The sequence below is a fragment of the Klebsiella sp. GB_Kp056 genome, assembly GCF_040064755.1.
Lineage (GTDB): Bacteria > Pseudomonadota > Gammaproteobacteria > Enterobacterales > Enterobacteriaceae > Klebsiella > Klebsiella quasipneumoniae.
The window spans coordinates 124,793-138,114 of the sequence record NZ_JBEAJA010000054.1 but is presented as its reverse complement, the minus strand read 5'-3'; the positions used below and the strand labels follow the sequence as shown (position 1 = coordinate 138,114).

The following is a 13,322-nucleotide window of genomic DNA, read 5'->3' as shown; positions in this document are numbered from 1 at the left end:
CGTGCGGTACCCTCTCCCCGGAAGGGAGAGGGTTGGGGTGACCTCGGGTTATTCGCCCTTCTTCGCCGCCTGGATGTACAGCATCTCCAGCGCGAGGGTCGCCGCCGCCAGGGCGGTGATTTCGGACTGATCGTAGGCCGGGGCGACCTCCACCACGTCCATCCCGACGATGTTCAGATCCTTCAGACCGCGCACCAGCTTGATCGCACGGTCAGAGGTGAGCCCACCGATAACCGGGGTACCGGTTCCTGGCGCAAACGCCGGATCCAGGCAGTCGATATCAAAGGTCAGGTACACCGGCATATCGCCAACGATCTGCTTCACCTGGGCAATCACGTCATCGACGCTGCGGTCGTTAACCTGGCCCGCATCAAGCACGGTGAAACCGTTATCTTTATCGAATTCGGTGCGAATACCGATCTGTACGGAGTGGTTCGGATCGATGAGCCCTTCGTTCGGCGCGGTGTAGAACATGGTGCCGTGGTCGAACTCGCAGCCGTTGGCGTAAGTGTCGGTGTGGGCATCGAAGTGCACCAGCGCCATTTTACCGAAGTGCTTGGCGTGGGCGCGCAGCAGCGGCAGCGTAACGAAGTGGTCGCCGCCAAAGGAGAGCATGCGCTTGCCGGCCGCCAGCAGCTTCTCGGCGTGGGCCTGCAGCTTCTCGCTCATTTCGCGCGCGTCGCCGAAGGCGTACACCAGATCCCCGCAGTCAACCACGTTCAGGCGTTCGCGCATGTCGAAGTTCCACGGAAAACGGTTGTGCTCCCAGGCGAGATTGGTGGAAACCTGACGGATCGCCGCCGGGCCATGACGGCCGCCCGCGCGCCCGGAGGTCGCCATATCGAACGGGACGCCGGTGATCACCCAGTCAGCATCGCTGTCGTAGGGCATGAAATTCATCGGCAGACGCAGGAAGCCAAAGGCATTGGATACCAGGGAGTTATCGTATTGATGACCTAAAGTGCTCATGGATATGACCTCTTTTCACAGTCGTGGAACGTAAAAAATAAGTATAAAAAAACCCCTCCGCGTCGTTAGGCCCGACGAGGAAGGGTTTGATAGATAAATCGCTTATTGGCGTGAATTATCGCCGGTAATGCATACGGGTTCAAGTGAGTATCGCCTTCTGCCGGATGACGGCTTCGCCTTAGGCGGCCGCCATACGCAGGCCCGGTAAGCGCAGCGCCACCGGGCATCAGCGGTTACTCGTCTTCCAGATAAGTGTACCCGTACAGACCCGCCTCGAACTCTTCGAGGAACTGCTGCTGCAGCGCGTCGTCGAGGCCGGTGTTTTTCACCTGATCGCGGAACTGGGTCAGCAGCGTGTTGGGATCCAGCTGCACGTACTGCAGCATATCCGCCACGGTATCGCCCTCGTCGGACAGCTCAACCTCAACGCTACCGTCAGGGAAGACGAACACGTCTACCGCCTCGGTATCGCCGAACAGGTTGTGCATGTTGCCAAGGATTTCCTGATAGGCGCCGACCATAAAGAAGCCCAGCATCGGCGGGTTCTCCGGGTCATATTCCGGCATCGGCATAGTGGTGGCGATCCCGTCGCCGTCCACGTAGTGATCGATGGCGCCATCCGAGTCGCAGGTGATGTCCAGCAGCACCGCGCGGCGCTCCGGCGACTTGTTCAGCCCTTCCAGCGGCATCACCGGGAATAGCTGATCGATCCCCCACGCATCCGGCATCGACTGGAACAGCGAGAAGTTGACGTAGATTTTATCCGCCATGCGCTCCTGCAGCTCATCAATAATCGGGCGATGGGCGCGGTTGCTCGGGTCGAGTTGCTTCTGCACTTCATGACACATGTTCAGATACAGCTGTTCTGCCCAGGCGCGCTCCTGCAGGTTGAAAGTGCCGGAGGAGTAGCCGATATGGATATCGTGCAGGTCCATCTGGCTGTCGTGCAGCCATTCGCGCAGCGAGCGGCGATTGCCGGTTTCGTGCATCTCCAGCCAGGTTTCCCACATGCTCTGCAGCGGGCGCGCGGCGTCTTCCGCCGGCGGGGTCGCCTCGGTGTATTCGTTGCGCTCCACGCCGATGATGTTGGAAACCAGCACGGTGTGGTGCGCGGTCACCGCGCGGCCGGACTCGGTGATCACCGTCGGGTGCGGCAGGCCGTTCTCTTCACAGGCGTCGCCGATGGCCCAGATGATATTGTTAGCGTATTCGTTCAGGCCGTAGTTCACCGAGCAGTCAGACTGCGAGCGGGTGCCTTCGTAATCCACGCCCAGGCCGCCGCCGACGTCGAAGCACTGGATATTGACGCCCAGCTTATGCAACTCGACGTAGAAACGCGCCGATTCACGCACGCCGGTGGCGATATCGCGAATGTTAGCCATTTGCGAGCCGAGGTGGAAGTGCAGCAGCTGCAGGCTCTCAAGATGGCCTGCCTCGCGCAGAATTTCGACCAGTTGCAGCACCTGGGTCGCTGCGAGGCCGAACTTGGACTTCTCGCCGCCGGAGGACTGCCATTTACCGGAGCCCTGCGAGGCCAGACGCGCACGTACGCCAAGGCGCGGCACCACGTTCAGGCGCTCGGCCTCTTCCAGTACGATAGCGATCTCGGACATCTTCTCAATGACCAGATAGACCTTGTGGCCCATCTTCTCGCCCACCAGCGCCAGACGGATATATTCGCGGTCTTTATAACCATTACAGACGATGACGCTGCGGGTCATCCCGGCGTGCGCCAGCACGGCCATCAGTTCCGCTTTCGAACCGGCTTCCAGGCCCAGCGGCTCGCCGGAATGGATCAGCGATTCAATCACGCGACGGTGCTGGTTAACCTTGATCGGGTAGACGAGGAAGTAATCGCCGTTATAGCCATACGATTCACGCGCGCGTTTGAAGGCGGCGTTGATCGAGCGCAGGCGGTGCTGCAGGATCTGCGGGAAGCAGAACAGCGCCGGCAAGCGCTGCCCTTGCGCTTCACGCGCTTTGACTAATTCCGCGAGGTCAACGCGCGCTTCCGGGACGTCCGGATCCGGGCAAACGCTGATGTGGCCCAGTTCGTTGACGTCATAATAGTTATTGCCCCACCAGGCAATATTATAAGTACGCAGCATCTTGCTGGCTTCCTGGGAGCTCATCGCTACCTCCTGCATGGAACGTAGTACACCGTGTTCGCCTGCTGACGAAGGCGAAACCATAGACATGTCGTCAGACATAGCGAACCTCAATTTTTAATAATAAGTGTAAGACAGTTAACTACTATCGCAGTCCAAAGATGCGATAACAACCCATGAACAGTCCTAAAGCCCAGCACTATCTGCTGGTTTTGCGACTGCGCGACCGGTTTCTTATTCATATCATCGTAAAACACGTAGCCGAACAGAGTATGACAGTCCGGAGAAACCACGAGAAAACTCTTGCCAGGCAAGAGCGCCCTTGTTCAGTTTTCTGACGACCGACCGGCCCTGGAATCCTGAGAAGCGCCGAGATGGGGTGAACATCGGCTGGTTTGCATGAGAGAGATGCAGGTTGCGGAGTGCTGACGCGCGACAGAACGACGCGACGAATCAAGCGAAAAACGTTGGTTCATTATCTGGTATCACCTCCACACCGCCCTGGGTCAGGGTCGGCGACAAGCCAAAGCTATACATACCGGGCAACAGGCGCTATGCCGTTGCGAGATTCTGTAAATACAGACTGCTTAACCCGGCTGGAAGTGGCACCACGGGGAGATCCCCGTGCGCTTTTTTAATGAGCCGCGCGCGGCGTTTTATACCGAGAAGCGGGGTAAAAAGCAAAATAAAAATGTGCAGGTTTGCGCGGTTGTCAGGAAAATTTGCCAGGCGAGTTTTCCGATAAATGCGACCGCCATCAAAAAAGGCTGGAAATGGGCTTAAGATTTGACCTAAAATAGCCGTCCAGAAGTTAATCCGTCTATACTGATTAACACTCAGACTGCTCGTGTCGCTACCTGCGCGGCTTTGCGCTGATTATCCACCAAAGCCACATTACACAACAGTATGAGCTATCCGAATCGTCCACAGGTGAAATAAAATATGGCAAAACACCTTTTTACGTCTGAGTCCGTATCAGAAGGGCATCCTGACAAAATTGCTGACCAAATCTCTGATGCCGTGCTGGATGCGATCCTCGAGCAGGATCCGAAAGCGCGTGTCGCATGTGAAACCTATGTCAAAACTGGCATGGTGCTGGTAGGCGGCGAAATCACCACCAGCGCATGGGTTGACATCGAAGAGATCACCCGCAACACCGTCCGCGAAATTGGCTACGTGCATTCCGATATGGGCTTTGACGCCAACTCGTGTGCCGTACTGAGCGCCATTGGTAAACAGTCTCCGGACATCAACCAGGGCGTTGACCGTGCCGATCCGCTGGAACAAGGCGCAGGCGACCAGGGGCTGATGTTTGGCTACGCCACCAACGAAACCGACGTGCTGATGCCGGCGCCGGTGACCTACGCTCACCGTCTGGTGCAGCGCCAGGCTGAAGTACGTAAAAACGGCACCCTGCCGTGGCTGCGTCCGGATGCGAAAAGCCAGGTGACCTTCCAGTATGACGACGGCAAAATCGTCGGCATCGACGCGGTGGTGCTGTCCACGCAGCACGCGGAAGATATCGACCAGAAATCGCTGCAGGAAGCGGTGATGGAAGAGATCATCAAACCGATTCTGCCAACCGAATGGCTGAGCGCGTCCACTAAATTCTTCATCAACCCAACCGGCCGTTTCGTTATCGGCGGCCCGATGGGCGACTGCGGTCTGACCGGTCGTAAGATCATCGTCGATACCTACGGCGGCATGGCTCGTCACGGCGGCGGCGCCTTCTCCGGTAAGGATCCATCTAAAGTTGACCGTTCCGCAGCCTATGCGGCGCGCTATGTGGCGAAAAACATCGTTGCCGCAGGCCTGGCTGATCGTTGCGAAATTCAGGTTTCCTACGCCATCGGCGTTGCAGAGCCGACTTCCATCATGGTGGAAACCTTTGGTACAGAAAAAGTGCCTTCTGAACAGCTGACCCTGCTGGTGCGCGAGTTCTTCGACCTGCGTCCGTACGGCCTGATTCAGATGCTGGATCTGCTGCACCCGATCTACAAAGAAACCGCTGCCTACGGTCACTTTGGTCGCGAACATTTCCCATGGGAAAAAACCGACAAAGCGGCCCTGCTGCGCGAAGCGGCTGGTCTGAAATAATCTCCCCCGCTTCCACTCTTCAAGGCCAGCCTCGCGCTGGCCTTTTTATGTCCGTTACCCACCCTCCCATGCCCTGCTTCAGCGAACCGCGGCGATGCAATGAAAGCGATTACATCATGACAATGGTCGATTGCTGCCTGCAAGCGCCTTCACATGCGTGCATTTTTCACAATGTTACATATTGTTTCGGTTAACTCTGATTACCGTTTTTAAAATTGTCGTCTATCCTTATTTATATTGCTGATTTAAAAAGCATTTAATGAATTACGTTTCTTTACCTTTGTGGAAACGATTACACAGCCGTGACTATAATCACGTTTTTTTACCGACGAGTGTCCTACGCTAACCATCGACAGAATCAATAACTCAACTGGAGGGCGTTATGCCTGACAACAAAAAACAAGGGCGTTCAAACAAGACCATGACGTTCTTCGTCTGTTTCCTCGCCGCGCTGGCTGGCCTGCTGTTCGGCCTTGATATCGGTGTTATTGCGGGTGCGTTACCCTTTATTGCCAATGAGTTCCAGATTTCCGCTCACACTCAGGAGTGGGTGGTCAGCTCCATGATGTTCGGCGCCGCCGTCGGTGCGGTCGGCAGCGGCTGGCTCTCCTTCAAACTGGGCCGTAAAAAGAGCCTGATGATCGGCGCCATCCTCTTCGTCGCCGGCTCTCTGTTCTCCGCCGCCGCGCCAAACGTCGAGATCCTGCTGGTTTCCCGCGTGCTGCTGGGCCTGGCGGTGGGCGTCGCCTCCTACACCGCGCCGCTGTATCTGTCGGAAATCGCTCCGGAGAAAATTCGCGGCAGTATGATTTCCATGTACCAGTTGATGATCACCATCGGTATTCTTGGCGCCTACCTCTCCGACACCGCTTTCAGCTACAGCGGCGCATGGCGCTGGATGCTCGGCGTAATCATTATTCCGGCGGTATTGCTGCTGATCGGCGTTATCTTCCTGCCGGACAGCCCGCGCTGGTTCGCCGCTAAACGTCGCTTTGTCGATGCCGAGCGCGTGCTGCTGCGCCTGCGCGATACCAGCGCCGAAGCGAAACGCGAGCTCGACGAGATCCGCGAAAGCCTGAAGGTAAAACAGTCCGGCTGGTCGCTGTTTAAAGACAACAGCAACTTCCGCCGCGCGGTGTTCCTCGGCATTCTGCTGCAGGTGATGCAGCAGTTCACCGGGATGAACGTCATCATGTACTACGCGCCGAAGATCTTTGAGCTGGCGGGCTATGCCAACACCACCGAGCAGATGTGGGGGACGGTGATCGTCGGCCTGACTAACGTGCTGGCTACCTTTATCGCCATCGGTCTGGTCGACCGCTGGGGCCGTAAACCGACGCTGATCCTTGGCTTTATCGTCATGGCCGCGGGGATGGGCGTGCTGGGCAGCATGATGCACATCGGCATTCACTCCTCAACCGCCCAGTACATCGCCGTCCTGATGCTGCTGATGTTTATCGTCGGTTTCGCCATGAGCGCCGGCCCGCTGATTTGGGTACTGTGTTCCGAAATCCAGCCGCTGAAAGGCCGCGACTTCGGTATCACCTGCTCCACAGCGACCAACTGGATTGCCAACATGATTGTCGGGGCCACCTTCCTGACCATGCTTAATTCGCTGGGCAGCGCCAACACCTTCTGGGTGTACGGCGGTCTGAACGTGCTGTTTATCCTGCTGACGCTGTGGCTGATCCCGGAAACCAAAAACGTCTCGCTGGAACATATCGAACGCAACCTGATGCAGGGTCGTCCGCTGCGCGAGATCGGCGCCCGCGATTAACCCGCCTGAGCTTCCTCCCCTCACGGGAGGAAGCTTCCTCTTGCTCTCCCCCCTCCGCCGCACTATCCTCTGGCGCTATGAAAACACCCCGTATTCCCATCGCTATTCAGCAGGCCGTGATGCGCAGCCTGCGGGAGCATCTCGCCAAAGCGAACCTCAAGCTGGAACGCCGCTACGCGGAGCCGACACTGGTCTACCAGCAGCGCGGTACCTCCGCCGGCACCGCCTGGCTGGAGAAAAACGAAATTCGTTTAAACCCGGTGCTGCTGCTGGAGAATCAGCAGGAGTTTATCGATGAAGTGGTGCCCCATGAGCTGGCGCACCTGCTGGTGTGGCAACACTTTGGCCGGGTAGCCCCGCACGGCAAAGAGTGGAAATGGATGATGGAGAGCGTCCTGGGCGTTCCCGCGCGTCGCACCCACCGTTTTGAACTTGATTCGGTCCGCCAGAATACCTTCCCCTACCGCTGCCGCTGCCAGCAGCATCAGCTCACCGTTCGTCGCCATAACCGGGTGGTGCGCGGCGAAGCCACTTACCGCTGCGTGCGCTGCGGCGATCTGCTGGTGGCTGAAAAATAACCATTGGAATTAATTAGAAACTTTCTGATCTGACTGATTGCATCCGGCACCCTCATTCGCTACGTTGCGGGCTCGTTTTGACACGGAGTGAACGATGTCCCGTATGCATGTTTTAGCCGTTGCAGTATTGTGCACGGCAGTGAGTGGCCCGCTTGCGGCCGCCGAAATTACCAGCTTTTCCCAGGCCAAGGCCGCTGGCGTCAAAGTAAACGCCGACGTTCCCGGCGACTTTTACTGCGGCTGTAAAATTGACTGGCAGGGTAAAAAAGGCGTTATCGATCTGGAATCTTGCGGCTATAAAGTGCGTAAAAATGAGAACCGCGCCAGCCGGGTTGAGTGGGAACACGTGGTGCCGGCGTGGCAGTTCGGCCATCAGCGCCAGTGCTGGCAGGAGGGCGGACGTAAAAACTGCGCCAAAGATCCGGAGTACCGCAAGATGGAAAGCGACATGCACAATCTGCAGCCGGCGGTGGGAGAAGTGAATGGCGATCGCGGCAACTTTATGTACAGCCAGTGGAACGGCGGTGAAGGCCAGTACGGCCAGTGCACCATGAAGGTCGATTTTAAAGATAAAATCGCCGAGCCCCCTGCCCGCGCACGCGGCGCGATCGCCCGCACCTACTTCTATATGCGCGACCGCTACCAGCTGAATCTTTCCCGCCAGCAAACTCAGCTGTTTACCGCCTGGAATAAACAGTACCCGGTCACCGCCTGGGAGTGTGAACGCGATGAACGCATCGCGAAAGTACAGGGCAACCATAATCCGTATGTCCTGCAGGCTTGCCAGGCGCAAAAGAGCTAACCTACACTAGCGGCAATTGTTAATTTGCAGCCCTGTGCTTCCCGCCCAATGGCGGGAAGCTGGCATCTGCGCAAAGAACGGAATATCAAGCATGCGCATTCCTCGCATCCATCATCCAGAACGCCTTATTGTCGGCAGCCTGATCGCGTTGAGCGATGACGCGGCCAACCACGTCGGCCGCGTCCTGCGCATGACCGCTGGTCAGCACCTTCAGCTCTTCGACGGCAGTAACCAGGTGTTTGACGCCGTCATCACCGAGGCCGGTAAGAAAAACGTCGCGGTTGAAGTCCTCAGTGGCGAACCCGACGATCGGGAATCGCCGCTGCATATCCATTTAGGCCAGGTGATGTCCCGCGGCGAAAAAATGGAATTCACCATCCAGAAATCGATCGAACTCGGGGTAAGCCTCATAACGCCACTGTTTTCCGAGCGCTGCGGCGTTAAACTGGACGCCGAACGTTTGCAGAAAAAGATCCAGCAGTGGCAGAAAATCGCTATTGCCGCCTGCGAACAGAGCGGTCGTAACGTGGTACCGGAAATTCGTCCGGCGATGCAGCTGGAGGAGTGGTGCGCCGAGCAGGACAGCGGGCTGAAGCTCAACCTGCACCCGCGCGCCAGCGCCAGCATTAACACGCTGCCGCTGCCGGTTGAACGCGTCCGTCTGCTGATTGGCCCGGAAGGCGGGCTGTCGGCTGAAGAGATAGCGATGACCGCGAAATACCAGTTTACTGATATCCTGTTGGGACCGCGCGTTCTGCGTACAGAGACTACTGCGCTCACCGCCATCACCGCCCTGCAGGTGCGTTTTGGCGACTTAGGTTGAGGCGTTAACGGAGAAGAACCATGATCAAGCTCGGCATCGTGATGGATCCCATCGCAACCATCAACATCAAGAAAGACACCAGCTTCGCTATGTTGCTGGAGGCGCAGCGTCGCGGCTATGAACTCCATTATATGGAGATGAACGACCTCTATTTGATCAACGGCGAAGCCCGCGCCCGGACGCGCACGCTGAGCGTCGAACAGAACTACGACAAATGGTATGACTTCACCGGCGAACAGGACCTGCCGCTGGCGGATCTTGACGTCATTCTGATGCGTAAGGATCCGCCGTTTGATACCGAATTTATTTATGCGACCTATATTCTGGAGCGAGCGGAAGAGAAAGGCACGCTTATCGTCAACAAGCCGCAGAGCCTGCGCGACTGTAACGAGAAGCTGTTCACCGCCTGGTTCTCCGAGCTGACCCCGGAAACGCTGGTCACCCGCAATAAAGCCCAGCTGAAAGCCTTCTGGGAAAAGCACGGCGATATCATCATGAAGCCGCTCGACGGCATGGGCGGCGCCTCTATTTTCCGCGTCAAAGCCGGCGATCCGAACCTTGGGGTGATCGCCGAGACGCTGACCGAGCTGGGCAGCCGCTACTGCATGGCGCAGAACTATCTGCCAGCCATTAAAGATGGCGACAAGCGCGTGCTGGTGGTGGATGGCGAGCCGGTGCCTTACTGCCTGGCGCGCATTCCGCAGGGCGGCGAGACCCGCGGCAATCTGGCCGCCGGCGGCCGCGGCGAAGCCCGCCCGCTAACCGAAAGCGACTGGGAAATCGCCCGCCGCGTCGGCCCGACGCTGAAGGCCAAAGGTCTTATCTTCGTCGGCCTGGATATCATCGGCGACCGTCTGACGGAAATTAACGTCACCAGCCCCACCTGCGTACGTGAGATCGAAGCCGCCTTCCCGGATATTTCGATCACCGGCATGCTGATGGACGCTATTGAAAGACGTCTCGCCCGATAAGCACTACGGCGGACGAACGTCCGCTCAGGGCACAGCGAGCGCGGATCGCCGCGCTGGTGAAACCCTTCCAGCCAGGCGCCGCTCAGGCGCCTGCCAGATAAAGTGCATCGACACCATTCTACTTTGCCCGCATACTGGGTGTTGCTTTTTGAACCAGGAACAGAACCTCTGACAATGAATTTACAGCATCACTTTCTGATTGCCATGCCTGCGCTTCAGGACCCCATTTTCCGCCGCTCCGTGGTCTATATCTGCGAGTATAACGACGAGGGTGCCATGGGCATTATTATCAATAAGCCGCTGGAAAATCTGCAGGTGGAAGGGATCCTTGAGAAGCTCAAAATTGTCCCGGAGCCGCGTAATCCGGAGATCCGCCTGGATAAACCGGTGATGCTGGGCGGCCCGCTGGCGGAAGACCGCGGCTTTATTTTACATACCCCGCCCTCTGACTTTTCCTCAAGCATCCGTATCTCGGATAACACGGTGATCACCACCTCGCGGGATGTCCTCGAAACCTTAGGCACCGACCGGCAGCCGGGCAACGTGCTGGTTGCGCTGGGCTACTCCTCGTGGGAGAAAGGGCAGCTGGAGCAGGAGATTTTAGATAATGCCTGGCTCACCGCCCCGGCGGACCAGAATATTCTTTTCCGTACGCCCATCGCCGATCGCTGGCGCGAGGCGGCTAAACTGATTGGCATCGACATCGTGACGATGCCAGGCGTCGCGGGGCATGCATGATGAGCGGAACCTTTCTCGGCTTTGATTTCGGGACGAAAAGCATCGGTGTGGCGGTGGGGCAACGCATCACCGCCACCGCACGGCCACTGCCGGCGCTGAAGGCGCAGGACGGTAAACCGGACTGGAATATCATCGAAAAACTGCTTAATGAGTGGCAGCCTGAGGCGGTAATCGTCGGCCTGCCGCTGAATATGGACGGCACCGAGCAACCGCTGACGGCGCGCGCACGTAATTTCGCCAATAAAATTCATGGCCGCTTTGGCGTCGCGATCCTTCTCCACGATGAACGTCTGAGTACGGTTGAGGCCCGGGCGGGCCTGTTCGAACACGGCGGCTATCGGGCGCTGAATAAAGGCAGCGTCGATTCGGCCTCTGCGGTGGTCATTCTGGAAAGCTACTTCGAGCAGAGCTTTTAAGCTCTGTCTTCTGCGCCGCCGGCGAACCGCTAACGGCGCACATCCTCCCGCCTAGTGGCGCAGATGTTCGTTAGCCCAGCTCACCGCCTGGGTGCGATTCTTAACGCTCAGCTTACGGAACACGTTATACAGGTGCGTCCGCACCGTGTTCTCGCTGATAAACAGCGCGCGGGCAATATCCAGGTTGGTCGCGCCGCAGCGCAGTTCGTTGAGGATCTCGCATTCTCGTTCGGTCAGCGGCGAGTTTTCAACCGGCGCCGATGTATGGTCCGCAGCGTACATCGCCGGGTGCATCACGCTCAATTCAGCCGTCTGTTCGCCGTTCAGCACGGCCTTGACGCCCTCAATTAAGCGCGATTCATCATCGTCATGACGGAACACGCCATATAAAGCCGGCCACTGCGCCATTTCGTATAACTCATACTTTTGCGCGCTGTTGATAATCAGCAAGCGGGGATTATCTGACTGCAGCCGAATAATATCTCGCCACACCCCGTTTAATTTCTTATTTGAAACGGCGATATCAAATAATATTACAGAGTCTTTCGCCAGTCGCTGCGCCAGCGGTTTATTAATATTTTGTAAAACTACCGGTGCCATCAGGGTTTCGCTGAGATAGCTGGCAAAGGCTTTACTCTGAATTGACGGGTGGGTAATAAATGTAACCTGACGAGAAGATGATAAATTTCCATTTAAATTAATCACTTAAAACTCTCCTTAGCTGCTACCCACCATCATGGTGGTTAAATGAATAAAAAAATATACAATCAGTCATGAATTTATAAATAGCCTTAGCAATTTACAAATTGAAACGTTATTCCATGAGAATCATCCTATTCCCGTAAACAGCATAAATCGAATACCGCAAAGCTGTCAAAAGGTAATCAAACTTTTTTCCTGGAAATGCGTATTCACTGTCGAAATATCTCAGCTGAATGTCTTATTTGAATTTATTCAGAAAGATTATTTGTATTATCAAATAATATCCAGAAACAGCATTTAAACATTCAGTTAACACATCATTTTAACCACCCAACCCGCTTCACGCCCCCCTTACAGCTGGCCTGTGGCCACACGTTGCTGAAAACTCTGGGTAAATGTCAGCATTCCGGCCTGCATCCCGGTCTGCATTACACCGGGCAGCTGGTGCACTTTTCCTTCGCGGATCAAATTCGCCACCGCCGGCGTATTGACCAGAAGCTCGTATAGCGCAACTCTGCCGCCCTGACGTGCGGGTAATAATTTTTGCGCCAGCACCGCGCACAGGCTTCCGGCCAGCTGACTCCGAACCTGATCTTTCTCCTCTGCCGGAAAGACATCGATCAATCTCTCCACCGCCGGCGCCGCGCCGCGGGTGTGTAATGTCGCCATCACCAGATGCCCGGTTTCCGCAGCCGTCAACGCCAGACGGATGGTTTCGCTGTCGCGTAACTCCCCAAGCAGGATCACATCCGGATCCTGGCGCAGCGCCACCCGAAGCGCCGCGGAGAACGAAGGACAGTGACGGCCAATCTCCCGCTGCTGGATCAGGCAGCGCTCGCTGTGATGAATAAACTCCACCGGATCCTCCAGCGTCAGAATATGGCCATCAAGATGCTGGTTGAGATGCCCGACCATCGCCGCCAGGGTAGTCGACTTGCCGCTGCCCGTCGCCCCGGTGACCAGCAGCAGGCCACTCTCTTCCGCCAGCAGCTCGCTTAGCGCAGGCGGCGCGCCCAGCGTCTCCAGACGCGGGCACTGGACGGGCAGCAGACGCAGCACCAGCGATATTCCGCGCGTATGGGCGAAAGCGCTGGCGCGTAGCCGCGAACCGCAGGCCAGAGTCAGCGCAAAGTCAATCTGGCCGTGCTCCTGCCAGTGCTGGAACTGTGCGGCATCGAGCCAGTCGTTGAGTAAATCCGCGATATCCGGCGCGGGAAAGGGAGCGGCCTCCAGCTTGCCCTGCCGCCGCCAGCGCGGTGCGGCGGAATTGCACAGGTGTAGATCGGAGACATTATGCTTTACACTAAGGGCTACGATTTCTTCCAGCTTCATAACTCATCC

Annotated in this window: 14 protein-coding genes; 9 read left to right on the top strand and 5 right to left on the bottom strand. The window is 57.0% G+C overall.

The window, feature by feature from the left end; translation table 11 throughout:
• Nucleotides 1-48: 48 nt before the first annotated feature.
• From speB to yqgB, 3 genes are all read right to left on the bottom strand, one after another.
• Nucleotides 49-969, bottom strand: coding sequence for an agmatinase (gene speB / locus ABLV52_RS16025; protein WP_004205166.1), 921 nt, complete (start codon nt 967-969; stop codon nt 49-51).
• A gap of 233 nt (nt 970-1,202) precedes the next feature.
• Complete coding sequence (gene speA / locus ABLV52_RS16020) at nt 1,203-3,179, bottom strand: biosynthetic arginine decarboxylase (RefSeq protein WP_004149805.1); 1,977 nt, start codon at nt 3,177-3,179, stop codon at nt 1,203-1,205.
• An 8-nt stretch (nt 3,180-3,187) separates the two neighbouring features.
• Nucleotides 3,188-3,319, bottom strand: coding sequence for an acid stress response protein YqgB (gene yqgB, locus ABLV52_RS16015; protein ID WP_002916578.1), 132 nt, complete (start codon nt 3,317-3,319; stop codon nt 3,188-3,190).
• Nucleotides 3,320-3,701: 382 nt separating this feature from the next.
• Between yqgB and ABLV52_RS16010 the strand changes: the two genes are divergently transcribed.
• From ABLV52_RS16010 to ruvX, 9 genes are all read left to right on the top strand, one after another.
• The gene (locus tag ABLV52_RS16010) at nt 3,702-3,860 is read left to right on the top strand and encodes a hypothetical protein (protein WP_032428987.1); all 159 of its coding nucleotides are present in this window, start codon (nt 3,702-3,704) and stop codon (nt 3,858-3,860) included.
• Nucleotides 3,861-4,019: 159 nt separating this feature from the next.
• The gene (gene metK / locus ABLV52_RS16005) at nt 4,020-5,174 is read left to right on the top strand and encodes a methionine adenosyltransferase (RefSeq protein WP_004205170.1); all 1,155 of its coding nucleotides are present in this window, start codon (nt 4,020-4,022) and stop codon (nt 5,172-5,174) included.
• Between the two features lie 382 nt (nt 5,175-5,556).
• Nucleotides 5,557-6,951, top strand: a complete 1,395-nt coding sequence (locus ABLV52_RS16000; RefSeq protein WP_004205171.1) for a sugar porter family MFS transporter — start codon at nt 5,557-5,559, stop codon at nt 6,949-6,951.
• Between the two features lie 77 nt (nt 6,952-7,028).
• Nucleotides 7,029-7,529 carry a SprT family zinc-dependent metalloprotease gene (locus ABLV52_RS15995; RefSeq protein WP_032428989.1) on the top strand — a complete coding sequence of 167 codons (501 nt, stop codon included), beginning with the start codon at nt 7,029-7,031 and terminating at the stop codon, nt 7,527-7,529.
• A gap of 94 nt (nt 7,530-7,623) precedes the next feature.
• Complete coding sequence (gene endA / locus ABLV52_RS15990; protein WP_032454045.1) at nt 7,624-8,331, top strand: deoxyribonuclease I; 708 nt, start codon at nt 7,624-7,626, stop codon at nt 8,329-8,331.
• 91 nt (nt 8,332-8,422) lie between these two features.
• Nucleotides 8,423-9,154: a 16S rRNA (uracil(1498)-N(3))-methyltransferase gene (gene rsmE / locus ABLV52_RS15985; protein WP_023290991.1), complete on the top strand. Its 732-nt coding sequence runs from the start codon at nt 8,423-8,425 to the stop codon at nt 9,152-9,154.
• Between the two features lie 20 nt (nt 9,155-9,174).
• Nucleotides 9,175-10,125, top strand: a complete 951-nt coding sequence (gshB, locus tag ABLV52_RS15980) for a glutathione synthase (protein WP_072421870.1) — start codon at nt 9,175-9,177, stop codon at nt 10,123-10,125.
• A 174-nt stretch (nt 10,126-10,299) separates the two neighbouring features.
• Complete coding sequence (locus tag ABLV52_RS15975) at nt 10,300-10,863, top strand: YqgE/AlgH family protein (RefSeq protein ID WP_002916603.1); 564 nt, start codon at nt 10,300-10,302, stop codon at nt 10,861-10,863.
• Nucleotides 10,863-11,279, top strand: coding sequence for a Holliday junction resolvase RuvX (ruvX, locus tag ABLV52_RS15970; RefSeq protein WP_072421871.1), 417 nt, complete (start codon nt 10,863-10,865; stop codon nt 11,277-11,279). Before ABLV52_RS15975 ends, ruvX begins: the two co-directional genes overlap by 1 nt.
• Before the next feature lie 51 nt (nt 11,280-11,330).
• Here the strand turns inward: ruvX and ABLV52_RS15965 are convergent, their stop codons facing one another.
• Both ABLV52_RS15965 and ABLV52_RS15960 read right to left on the bottom strand, forming a co-directional pair.
• Nucleotides 11,331-11,984 carry a LuxR C-terminal-related transcriptional regulator gene (locus ABLV52_RS15965; protein WP_109546947.1) on the bottom strand — a complete coding sequence of 218 codons (654 nt, stop codon included), beginning with the start codon at nt 11,982-11,984 and terminating at the stop codon, nt 11,331-11,333.
• A gap of 348 nt (nt 11,985-12,332) precedes the next feature.
• On the bottom strand, nt 12,333-13,313 hold the full coding sequence (locus ABLV52_RS15960; protein ID WP_032454049.1) for a type IV pilus twitching motility protein PilT: 981 nt from the start codon (nt 13,311-13,313) through the stop codon (nt 12,333-12,335).
• Between the last annotated feature and the right edge of the window lie 9 nt (nt 13,314-13,322).

Excerpts from the sequence above, each read along its gene's own strand:
- speB (WP_004205166.1), bottom strand. The coding sequence starts at position 969 with ATGAGCACTTTAGGTCATCAATACGATAACTCCCTGGTATCCAATGCC.
- speA (WP_004149805.1), bottom strand. The coding sequence starts at position 3,179 with ATGTCTGACGACATGTCTATGGTTTCGCCTTCGTCAGCAGGCGAACAC.
- yqgB (WP_002916578.1), bottom strand. The coding sequence starts at position 3,319 with ATGAATAAGAAACCGGTCGCGCAGTCGCAAAACCAGCAGATAGTGCTG.
- metK (WP_004205170.1), top strand. The coding sequence starts at position 4,020 with ATGGCAAAACACCTTTTTACGTCTGAGTCCGTATCAGAAGGGCATCCT.
- ABLV52_RS16000 (WP_004205171.1), top strand. The coding sequence starts at position 5,557 with ATGCCTGACAACAAAAAACAAGGGCGTTCAAACAAGACCATGACGTTC.
- ABLV52_RS15995 (WP_032428989.1), top strand. The coding sequence starts at position 7,029 with ATGAAAACACCCCGTATTCCCATCGCTATTCAGCAGGCCGTGATGCGC.
- endA (WP_032454045.1), top strand. The coding sequence starts at position 7,624 with ATGTCCCGTATGCATGTTTTAGCCGTTGCAGTATTGTGCACGGCAGTG.
- rsmE (WP_023290991.1), top strand. The coding sequence starts at position 8,423 with ATGCGCATTCCTCGCATCCATCATCCAGAACGCCTTATTGTCGGCAGC.
- gshB (WP_072421870.1), top strand. The coding sequence starts at position 9,175 with ATGATCAAGCTCGGCATCGTGATGGATCCCATCGCAACCATCAACATC.
- ABLV52_RS15975 (WP_002916603.1), top strand. The coding sequence starts at position 10,300 with ATGAATTTACAGCATCACTTTCTGATTGCCATGCCTGCGCTTCAGGAC.
- ruvX (WP_072421871.1), top strand. The coding sequence starts at position 10,863 with ATGAGCGGAACCTTTCTCGGCTTTGATTTCGGGACGAAAAGCATCGGT.
- ABLV52_RS15960 (WP_032454049.1), bottom strand. The coding sequence starts at position 13,313 with ATGAAGCTGGAAGAAATCGTAGCCCTTAGTGTAAAGCATAATGTCTCC.